Source organism: Enterobacter sp. KBR-315C3_2022, from assembly GCF_041399425.1.
GTDB lineage: Bacteria > Pseudomonadota > Gammaproteobacteria > Enterobacterales > Enterobacteriaceae > Enterobacter.
The window spans coordinates 303306-312687 of sequence record NZ_JBGKEB010000003.1 but is presented as its reverse complement, the minus strand read 5'-3'; the positions used below and the strand labels follow the sequence as shown (position 1 = coordinate 312687).

General features: G+C 61.9%; 9 protein-coding genes. 1 reads left to right on the top strand and 8 read right to left on the bottom strand.

Translation table 11 applies throughout. The features are described 5' to 3' along the window. Window positions 1-97: 97 nt before the first annotated feature. The 3 genes from AB8804_RS05885 to AB8804_RS05875 are packed head-to-tail and all read right to left on the bottom strand — an operon-like array spanning window position 98 to window position 3056. Entirely contained in the window at window positions 98-1060 is a 963-nt protein-coding gene (locus tag AB8804_RS05885; RefSeq protein ID WP_371184090.1) for a lysylphosphatidylglycerol synthase domain-containing protein, read from the bottom strand. Then, window positions 1060-2298: a cardiolipin synthase ClsB gene (gene clsB, locus AB8804_RS05880; protein WP_371184089.1), complete on the bottom strand. Its 1239-nt coding sequence runs from the start codon at window positions 2296-2298 to the stop codon at window positions 1060-1062. The genes AB8804_RS05885 and clsB overlap by 1 nt, the downstream gene beginning before the upstream one ends. Further along, window positions 2295-3056, bottom strand: coding sequence for an endonuclease/exonuclease/phosphatase family protein (locus tag AB8804_RS05875; protein WP_371184088.1), 762 nt, complete (start codon window positions 3054-3056; stop codon window positions 2295-2297). Before AB8804_RS05875 ends, clsB begins: the two co-directional genes overlap by 4 nt. A 133-nt stretch (window positions 3057-3189) precedes the next feature. Here AB8804_RS05875 and AB8804_RS05870 point away from each other — a divergent pair, with 133 nt between their 5' ends. After that, window positions 3190-3600 carry a YbhQ family protein gene (locus AB8804_RS05870; RefSeq protein WP_371184087.1) on the top strand — a complete coding sequence of 137 codons (411 nt, stop codon included), beginning with the start codon at window positions 3190-3192 and terminating at the stop codon, window positions 3598-3600. Here AB8804_RS05870 and AB8804_RS05865 read toward each other — a convergent pair. The 5 genes from AB8804_RS05865 to cecR are packed head-to-tail and all read right to left on the bottom strand — an operon-like array spanning window position 3562 to window position 9242. Next, complete coding sequence (locus AB8804_RS05865; RefSeq protein ID WP_371184085.1) at window positions 3562-4668, bottom strand: ABC transporter permease; 1107 nt, start codon at window positions 4666-4668, stop codon at window positions 3562-3564. The genes AB8804_RS05870 and AB8804_RS05865 overlap by 39 nt on opposite strands. Before the next feature lie 49 nt (window positions 4669-4717). Beyond that, window positions 4718-5851, bottom strand: a complete 1134-nt coding sequence (locus AB8804_RS05860) for an ABC transporter permease (RefSeq protein ID WP_371184083.1) — start codon at window positions 5849-5851, stop codon at window positions 4718-4720. Continuing rightward, window positions 5841-7580: an ATP-binding cassette domain-containing protein gene (locus AB8804_RS05855; RefSeq protein WP_371184081.1), complete on the bottom strand. Its 1740-nt coding sequence runs from the start codon at window positions 7578-7580 to the stop codon at window positions 5841-5843. Before AB8804_RS05855 ends, AB8804_RS05860 begins: the two co-directional genes overlap by 11 nt. Next, complete coding sequence (hlyD, locus tag AB8804_RS05850; RefSeq protein WP_371184079.1) at window positions 7573-8568, bottom strand: secretion protein HlyD; 996 nt, start codon at window positions 8566-8568, stop codon at window positions 7573-7575. Before hlyD ends, AB8804_RS05855 begins: the two co-directional genes overlap by 8 nt. Continuing rightward, on the bottom strand, window positions 8565-9242 hold the full coding sequence (gene cecR, locus AB8804_RS05845) for a transcriptional regulator CecR (RefSeq protein ID WP_371184077.1): 678 nt from the start codon (window positions 9240-9242) through the stop codon (window positions 8565-8567). The genes hlyD and cecR overlap by 4 nt, the downstream gene beginning before the upstream one ends. Window positions 9243-9382 lie beyond the last annotated feature (140 nt).

Here is a 9382-nt window from a genome sequence, read left to right as displayed (position 1 = left end):
CCCCCCCCCCCCCCCCCCCCCCCCCCCCCCCCCCCCCCCCCCCCCCCCCCCCCCCCCCCCCCCCCCCCCCCCCCCCCCCCCCCCCCCCCCGACTTATTCACTTCGCTAACATCCGCTCATTCTTCGCCCGCAGCTTTTTCGCCCGACTCTCCAGCACCAGATAGCACACCGTCGCCAGCGCCAGCGGCAGGAAGTAGTACAGCATACGGTAGGCCAGCAGCGCGGCGATAATGGTGCCGTGCGAAACGTGCTCCCCCGCCAGCAGCGCGATAAATACCGCCTCCAGCACGCCGATCCCCGCCGGAATGTGGACGATGACTCCGGCAATACTGCTAACCAGCAGCACGCCCAGCACGAAGAAATAGTTAATATCTTCGCCAATCAGCAGCCAGATGATCGCCCCCATTGCCATCCAGTTGGCGCTGGAGACCACCATCTGCAGCACCGCAAACTTCCACGAGGGCAGCACCAGCTTTTGCCCCTTGATGGTCACGTGACGACGCTTCGCAAAGGCGCAGGCCCACAGGTAAACGGCGACGATCAGCAGCAGCACGATGCCCAAAATCCGCAGCGTGGATTCATCGATGTACCAGTGCGGGGGCAGCTGCACCACGTTGATGGTGAAAATCACTCCGCCGAGCAGAATGTAGCCCAGCCAGTTGGTGGTAATGCTCAGTGAGAAAATGCGGGTGATCGTGCCGCCCGGCAGCCCCAGGCGCGAGTAGAGGCGATAGCGCATGCCGATCCCGCCGACCCAGGTGCTGAGCGTCAGGTTAAAGGCATAGCAGATAAACGACACCAGCATCACCTGCCGCTTCGCCAGCTTGTGGCCGCAGTAGGCGCGGCCAAGCAGATCGTAACAGCCGTAGATCAGGTAGCTCACGATCGTCAGCCCGGCGGCACCCAGCAGCACCGCCGGGTTGTAGTTGCGGAGAGCTTTCCACACCTCTTCCCAGTCGACCTTCTGCGCGTACACCACCAGCAGCACCGCCACGGCGATAAAGAACAGCCAGGTGAGGATTTTCTTTGCCAGCCGCCAGCGCGGATGTGATGTTGACATCAGAGTTTCCCTCCGTCTTCCGCTTCAACGCGGTCCTGGGTTTCCATTTCCGGCTGTACCGGCGGATCGACCAGCTCCAGCTTCGGCGTGTGCGCGGGCAGCCAGCCCACCATCGCCGGGAAGTGGCGCAGGAAGTGGAACACCACCACGCCGATGCCGAGATTCCACCAGGTGCGCTTCGGCACCATGGACTCATCCACGCGCACGCAGTCGTTGGCGATAAGCCCGTGAAGGTTCTCGCGCAGGGTGTGGTTGAACTGGCGATCGTGCACGATCAGGTTGGCTTCCAGGTTCAGCGACAGGCTCAGCGGATCGAGATTGCTGGAGCCGACGGTGGCCCAGTGATCGTCCATCAGCGCCACCTTGCCGTGCAGCGGCCGACGGCGGTATTCGTAGATCTGCACGCCGCCCTTCACCAGATAGTTGTAGAGCAGGCGGGCGCCGACCTTAACGATCGGCATGTCCGGCTCGCCCTGCACGATCAGCTTCACCCGCACGCCGCGCCGGGCCGCGTTGCGCATGGCGTGCAGCAGGCGGTAGCCGGGGAAGAAGTAGGCGTTGGCGATAATCACCTCACGCTTCGCGTTGGCCAGCATCTTCAGATAGTGACGTTCGATGTCGTCCCGATGCTCGCCGTTATCGCGCCAGACGAACAGCGCCTGCGCCTCGCCGGGCATGCGGTTCTCCTCGGGGCGATGGCGGCGCTTCCACCAGCGGCGGGCGGCCTCTTTCCCAGGCAGGTTTTCCAGCTCGAACAGCAGAATGTCCTGCACCACCGGGCCTTCAATGCGGATGGCGTAGTCCTGCTTTGCCTCCGGCCCGTAGTCGGACATGTGCTCGGCGGAGTAGTTAATCCCGCCGACAAAGGCCACGGACTCGTCCACCACCACGATCTTGCGGTGCATCCTGCGGAACAGGTTGGTGCGCATGCCGAACAGGCGCGGGCCGGGATCGTAGTAGCGGAACACCACGCCCGCGGAGGTTAGCTCGTTGACGAAATCATCGCTGAGGTCCGGCGAGCCGTAGCCGTCCAGCAGAACCTCAATTTTAATTCCGCGCTGGGCGGCGCGCAGCAGCACGGCGTGCAGCCGTTTACCCACCTCATCCTCAAACCAGATAAAGGTTTCGAGGATCACCTTCTGCTGCGCGCGGTCGATGGCCTCAAAGACGGCGGGATAATACTGGTCGCCGTTTTCCAGCAGAACGATGCGGTTTCCCTCTTGCCATGTACATTTCATAAGTGGATCTCCGCGCTGAGCGGGGCGTGATCGGAGAGATGCCGCCAGTTAAGCAATGCCAGCGCGGTCGGGCTGCTGGCGTGGGCGTTTTTCACGTAGATGCGGTCGAGGCGCAGCAGGGGAAAGCGCACCGGGAACGTGCGGGCGGGCCTGCCGTGGGCGCGGGTGAAAATTTCCTCCAGCCCGGCGCTCACCTTCAGCGGATGGTTCGCCCGCTGCCGCCAGTCGTTGAAATCGCCCGCGACTACCACCGGCTCGCCCTCCGGCAGCGCGTTGGTCCACTCGGCCAGCATCTCCAGCTGCGCCTGACGGTGCGCCTCCCGCAGCCCCAGATGCACGCATCCCACGTGGATCGGAAAGGCCAGGTCCGGCGGCGCCACGCGGCAGTAGAGCAGCCCGCGCTTTTCACTTTCGCCCACCGACACGTCGCGATTTTCATAATGCTCAATCGGGTAGCGGGACAGCACGGCGTTACCGTGATGCCCCTCGGGATACACCGCGTTGCGCCCGTAGGCGTAATCGCTCCACATCGTATCCGCCAGAAATTCGTAGTGCGGCGTATCGGGCCAGTTTTCGACATGCATCGGATGCACGTCGTGCGCGCCCATTACTTCCTGCAGGCAGACAATGTCGGCGCTGACGGTGCGCACCGCGTCGCGCAGCTCCGGTAAAATGAAGCGGCGGTTAAATGCTGTGAAGCCCTTATGAATGTTTATGGTTAGCACCTTAAGGGAGAAATGCTGTGTTTTATGGGTCATAAACTCCTGCCAGCGTCACTATCCTGATGAAAATAAAGTGTAGTAGGCGTCACAAAAAGATGCGGCGTTACGGAATTTTCCGTAAAGTGCGGTAGTCTGAATGTGCAGAGAAAAATCCTTCAGGAGAGAAGCCATGAAGTGGCAACAACGCGTTCGCGTCACAACTGGACTCAGTTGCTGGCAGATAATGTTGCATTTACTGGTCGTGGCCGTACTGGTGATGGGCTGGATGAGCGGTACGCTGGTGCGCGTCGGCCTTGGGCTGTGCGTGCTGTACGGCGTGACCGTACTGTCGATGCTGTTTTTACAGCGTCATCATGAAGCGCGCTGGCGCGAGGTGGGTGATGTGCTCGAAGAGCTCACCACCACGTGGTATTTCGGCGCCGCGATGATCGTGCTGTGGCTGCTGTCGCGCGTGCTGCAAAACAACCTGCTGCTGGCCCTCGCGGGTCTGGCGATCCTTGCAGGCCCCGCGGTTGTCTCGCTGCTGACCAAAGAGAAAAAGCTACGCGATGTTTCGTCTAAACATCGCATAGGCCACTGAGCCCGTTGTGGCCGCGATGACCAGCAGCGGCCACAAACTTCCCCACACGATGTCCAGACTCGCATCCTTCAAATAAATCTGCTTGGTGATATCCGTGAAGTGGCGGATCGGGTTTATCCACGTTAAATCCTGCAGCCACACCGGCATGTTTTCCACCGGCGAGACGTACCCCGACAGCAAAATCGCCGGCATCATAAAGACGAACACGCCGATGAACGCCTGCTGCTGCGTGGAGCAGAGCGCCGAAATCAGCAGCCCAAACCCGACCAGCGACAGCCCGTAAATCACCATCGTGAAGTAGAAGAGCGCCAGCGATCCGGCAAACGGGATCGCGTACGCCCAGATCCCCACGCCGAGCACGATCGTGGCCTGGAAGGTTGCAACAATCAGCGCCGGAATGGCCTTGCCGACGAAGATTTGCCAGGTCGCCAGCGGGGAGACCAGCAGCTGATCGAGCGTGCCCTGCTCGCGCTCGCGCGCCACCGACAGGGAGGTGACGATCATCACCCCGATGGTGGTGATCATGGCGATCAGCGACGGTACCACAAACCACTTGTAGTCGAGGTTCGGGTTGTACCAGTTGCGCACCACCAGCTCGCTGTTGTTGGGCTTCGGCTTGCCCTCCATCAGCTCCTGCTGGTAATTCTTCACCACCTGTTGCAGATAGTTGGCCGCAATCTGGGCGCTGTTCGAGTTACGTCCGTCGAGGATGAGCTGCATCGGCGCGGGCTGGAAGGTATCAATATTGCGCGAGAAATCCGCCGGGAAGCGCACCAGCAGCAGCGCCTTCTGCGTGTCCAGCGTCGGGCGGATCTCCTGCGGGCTTTTCAGCAGCAGGATGTGGGTGAAGGCTTTCGCCCGGGCAAAGCGCTGCGTCAGCTCGACGGAATGTTTGCCGTTGTCCTCGTTATAAATCGCGATGGTGGCGTTGGTCACCTCCAGCGTGGCGGCAAACGGGAACAGCAGCACCTGAATCAGCACCGGCAGCACCAGAATGGCGCGGGTCTGCGGCTCGCGCAGCAGGGATTGCAGCTCTTTGCGGATCAGCGTCCATAAACGGTGAAACATTGCGTCGTCCTCCTGTCGGGTGGCGCGTTCGCTTACCCGACCTACATACTTAATCCAATCGCCGTTTGGTCTTCATCCACGTCAGCCCGATAAACATCACCGCCGACGCCATCAAAAACAGCGTGTTGATAATCAGCACCACCGGAATATTCCCGGCCAGGAACAGGCTTTGCAGCGTGCTCACGAAGTAGCGGGCCGGAATGATGTACGTCACGGCGCGGATCACCGCGGGCATACTGTCTATCTGAAAAATAAACCCGGACAGCATAATCGACGGCAGGAACGCGGCGTTGAGCGCCACCTGCGCGGCGTTGAACTGGTTGCGGGTCACGGTGGAGATCAGCAGCCCCATCCCGAGCGTGCTGAGCAAAAACAGGCTGGTGATAAAGAACAGCACGACCAGCGAGCCGCGATACGGCACGCCGAGGATAAACACCGAAACCAGCATGCAGAGCAGCATCGCCAGCATGCCGAGGAAGTAGTAGGGGATAAGCTTGCACAGCAGCAGCTCCACGCGCGTCACCTCGGTGGAGAGCAGCGCCTCCATGGTGCCGCGCTCCCACTCGCGGGCGATGACCAGCGAGGTGAGGATCGCGCCAATCACCGTCATGATGATGGTCACCGCGCCGGGGATAATAAAGTGCTGGCTGATGGCCGCCGGGTTAAACCAGTAGCGGGTCTGCACGTCGATCAGCGGCTCAAAGGTTTCGCCCCGGTCCTCGGCGCGCTGCATCTGCCACAGCTGCCAGATCCCCTCCGCGTAGCCCTGCACGAAGTTGGCGGTGTTCGGCTCGCTGCCGTCGGTAATCACCTGAATCGGCGCATCGTTCCCCGCGCGCGCCATATTGGCGGCGAAATCCACCGGAATGACGATCAGGCCGCGTATTTTCCCGGCCTGCATTTCCTGAATCAGCTCCTGACGGCTGTCGCTGATGGTGGCGTCGATGTAGGGCGAGCCGGTCATGGCGTGGGTAAAATCCAGCGCCTCCTTGCTCTGCTGCTCCAGCAGTATCCCGACCCGCAGCTTGCTCGAATCCAGGTTAATCCCGTAGCCAAAGATAAACAGCAGCAGCAGGGGGATCACTACCGCAATCAGCCAGCTGCTCGGGTCGCGCACGATCTGGCGCGTCTCCTTCACGCACAGCGCGCGCACCCGGCGCCAGGAAATCACCTTAGTGCTCATTGGCATGCTCCTTATCCCAGTCGTGGATGAGGGTGATGAACGCCTGCTCCATGGTGGGGTCCGGCTGGTCATCGTCCGCCGCCTGAGCCTTGAGATCGTCCGGCGTGCCGTGGGCGATCAGCTTGCCGCGATAGACCAGCCCGATGCGGTCGCAATACTCCGCCTCGTCCATAAAGTGGGTGGTGACCATCACCGTGACCCCTTTCTCCACCATACTGTTGATGTGCAGCCAAAACTCGCGGCGGGTGAGGGGATCAACGCCGGAGGTGGGCTCGTCGAGAAACAGAATGTCCGGCTCGTGCATCAGCGAGCAGGCCAGGGCCAGGCGCTGCTTAAAGCCGAGGGGAAGAGAATCCGTGGCGTTCGAGGCGATGCCGGTCAGCGCAAACGCCTCGCTCATGCGGGCAATCTTCTCGTTCTGCGCCCGCCCGCGCAGGCCATACACGCCGGAGAAAAAGCGCAGGTTCTGTTCCACCGTCAGGTTGCCGTAGAGGGAAAACTTCTGCGCCATATAGCCCAGGTGCTGGCGCGCCCTGCCGGAGCTGACCTTCAGATCCATATCGAGCACCAGCGCCTTGCCCGACGTCGGCACCAGCAGGCCGCACATCATTTTGAAGGTGGTAGATTTTCCCGCGCCGTTTGGCCCCAGCAGGCCAAAAATCTCCCCGCGCTTGACCGCGAAGTTGACGTTGTCGGTCGCGGCGAAGTCGCCGAACTTCTTGGTGAGCGACTTCGCTTCAATCACCGTTTCGCCCGGCGTGCCGTCCACGGTGTGTAAAATTGCGCCCAGCGGCGATTCCGATGCGCCCGCGCCGCCCAGCAGGTCGATAAAGGCGTCCTCGAAGCGCGGGGCGGTGTCGATTATTTCGATTTCCGGCATGCCGGGCGCCCGGCGGATATCGTCCGCGGTGGCCTCTTTTTTGAGGATCGCCCGCACCGAGCGCCCCTGAATCATCCCGTCGCTGACCGCGGGCAGCTTCAGCACGCGCTGCAGCAGGCGGCGGTTGGACTCCTGCTGGCTGTGCAGCAGGACGCTGCGCCCGGCCATGCTTTGGGTCAGCTGCGTCGGGTCGCCCTGATAGAGCAGCTCGCCCTCGTTCATCAGCAGCACGTCCCGGCACTGCTCCGCCTCGTCGAGGTAGGAGGTGCTCCAGAGGATCAGCATCCCGTCGCCCGCCAGCTCGTGCACCATCTGCCACAGCTCGCGGCGCGAGATCGGGTCAACGCCCACGCCGGGCTCGTCCAGCAGCAGCACCTTCGGCTCGCCCACCAGCGTGCAGGCCAGCCCCAGCTTCTGCTTCATGCCGCCGGAGAGCTTGCCCGCCAGGCGGCCGGTAAACGGGCCGAGGGAGGTAAATTCCAGCAGGCGGGCAAAGGTTTTCTGCCGGGTTTCGCCGGTCACGCTGCGCAGGTCGGCGTACAGGTTGAGGTTTTCCATTACCGTCAGATCTTCGTACAGGCCGAACTTCTGCGGCATATAGCCGAGCATGGCGTGGAGCGCGCCGTCGTCCTTGATCGGATCGAGGCCGAGCACGCTGGCGGACCCTTCGTCCGGCTTCAGCAGCCCCGCCAGCATGCGCATCAGCGTGGTTTTTCCCGCGCCGTCCGGGCCGACCAGCCCGGTCACGTAGCCTTTCTGAATGGTGCAGTTCAGCGGCGCGACGGCGGGCTTTTCCATGCCCGCGAAGCGTTTTACCAGATTGTCGAGTTGGATAACCGCGTCATTCATGTCGTTCCCCGTCGCCGAGCGTCACGGTGACCGGCATGCCCTGGCGCAGCGCGTCGTCCGCGTCGGTCACGATAATGCGCAGGCGATAGACAAGGTCGGTGCGCAGGTCAGGCGTTTCGACGGTTTTAGGCGTGAACTCGGCGGTTGGCGACACAAAGCCCACCCTGCCGTGGTACGGCCTGTCCGGACGCCCGTCGGTGTAGAGCAGCAGCTCGCGGCCCGGCTGCATCTGGCCGAGGTTCGGCTCGTCAATGTAGGCGCGCACCCACACCGGGCGGGTTAAGGAGAGCGTCAGGACGGTGCTGCCCGCGCTCAGCATGCTGCCCGGCTCGACGGCGCGGGTCATCAGCGTGCCGTCAGACGGCGCGACCAGCGTGGTGTCGCGCAGATCCAGCTCGGCCTGCGCCAGCTGGGCCTGCGCCTGTTCGAGGCTGGCCTTCGCCTGCGCGATATCCTGCTCGCGGTTACCGGTGCGGTACTGGCTGAGCTTGTCCTGCGCGGACTTCAGCGTGGCCTGCGCCTGATCGCGTGAAGAACGGGCGTTTTCCAGATCGTTAGCCGAAATGGTGCGGCTTTTCCACAGCCCCTGCTGGCGGCTGTAGAAGTTCTGCGCGTAGTCGTAGGCGGCCTTCGCCTGTTTCACGGCCGCTTCAGCCTGGGCAATCTCTTCGTCACGATAGCCCGCCCGCATCAGGTCATACTGCGCCTGCGCGACGGAGACGCCCGCTTTTGCCTGCATCAGCGCGTTCTCATACGGCGCTTTGTCGAGCGAGCCCAGCGTTTGCCCTTGTTTGATCGCGTCGCCCTCGTCGACGCTAAGCGAGGCCAGACGGCCGCCGACGCGGAAGCTCATGTTGACGGTACGAATATCAACGTTGCCGTACAGCGTCAGGCCTCTGTCCTGCTGGCTTTGATACCACAGCCAGCCCCCCACGCCCGCCGCGAGCACCACAACGGCCACCAGAACGATGGCGACGGATTTTTTCATGACTTCAGGCTCCTTAGCGTTAAGCCTTGCAGGATCAGATCGACGTGACAGGTGATGACCTGGCTAATCTGCGCGGCTTTATCCTCATCAAACTGCGTCCAGCCGGTGCGTAACAAAATCGTTTCCCGCCCCAGGCGAAACGCCAGCACTTCGCCCAGCAGGGCATGGGTATGCAAAATGGTCTCGGTGTCGTTCGCGTCTCGCCCGGTGTAGGCCGCGACCAGCCGGGTCAGGTGGCCGTGCATCGGATCGATGACCTGGTCATGTACCCGCTGGTAGGCCGCGGTGGGCGAGAGCTGTTCGCGAGAGATAAATTTGCTCAGGTTGAGCGTGTCGTCGTGCGTCAGCAGCCTGATCATATTGTGGCAGGCGTTAAGGATAAGCTGACGGATCGCGGCGCGGTCGGGGGAGGGCTGTTCGAGCAGCCCGGCGGCCTCTTCCACCTGCGGGCGAAAATGGGTGCCAATAAAGTCAGCGATCCACTGGGCGCAGGCGAGGTATAAATCCTCTTTTGAGCCAAAATAGTAGGTAATGGCCGCGATGTTTTGTCCGGCCTGCGCGGCGATGTCGCGCGTGGTGGCGTGCAGGCCATACTCGCCAAACTGCGCCAGCGCGGCGGCGATAAGCTGGCTTTTCGCCTGTTCACCTTTCGTTGTCGTGGGTGTTGTATTCATGGCGGCTTTAAGAATTAATCAATCGATTGATTAAGACTATGGCTGGTTCCGCGTTTTGTCCAGTCGCTCGCCGCGAGAAGCGGGTGATCAAGGATTAACGAAGGGATATTTATGCGCCACGTCACAAAAGCTGCTACACT

Bases quoted from the DNA above. Each gene is read 5' to 3' on its own strand.
- AB8804_RS05875 (WP_371184088.1), bottom strand. From the start codon at position 3,056: ATGACCCATAAAACACAGCATTTCTCCCTTAAGGTGCTAACCATAAAC.
- AB8804_RS05855 (WP_371184081.1), bottom strand. From the start codon at position 7,580: ATGAATGACGCGGTTATCCAACTCGACAATCTGGTAAAACGCTTCGCG.
- hlyD (WP_371184079.1), bottom strand. From the start codon at position 8,568: ATGAAAAAATCCGTCGCCATCGTTCTGGTGGCCGTTGTGGTGCTCGCG.
- clsB (WP_371184089.1), bottom strand. From the start codon at position 2,298: ATGAAATGTACATGGCAAGAGGGAAACCGCATCGTTCTGCTGGAAAAC.
- AB8804_RS05870 (WP_371184087.1), top strand. From the start codon at position 3,190: ATGAAGTGGCAACAACGCGTTCGCGTCACAACTGGACTCAGTTGCTGG.
- AB8804_RS05860 (WP_371184083.1), bottom strand. From the start codon at position 5,851: ATGAGCACTAAGGTGATTTCCTGGCGCCGGGTGCGCGCGCTGTGCGTG.
- AB8804_RS05865 (WP_371184085.1), bottom strand. From the start codon at position 4,668: ATGTTTCACCGTTTATGGACGCTGATCCGCAAAGAGCTGCAATCCCTG.
- AB8804_RS05885 (WP_371184090.1), bottom strand. From the start codon at position 1,060: ATGTCAACATCACATCCGCGCTGGCGGCTGGCAAAGAAAATCCTCACC.
- cecR (WP_371184077.1), bottom strand. From the start codon at position 9,242: ATGAATACAACACCCACGACAACGAAAGGTGAACAGGCGAAAAGCCAG.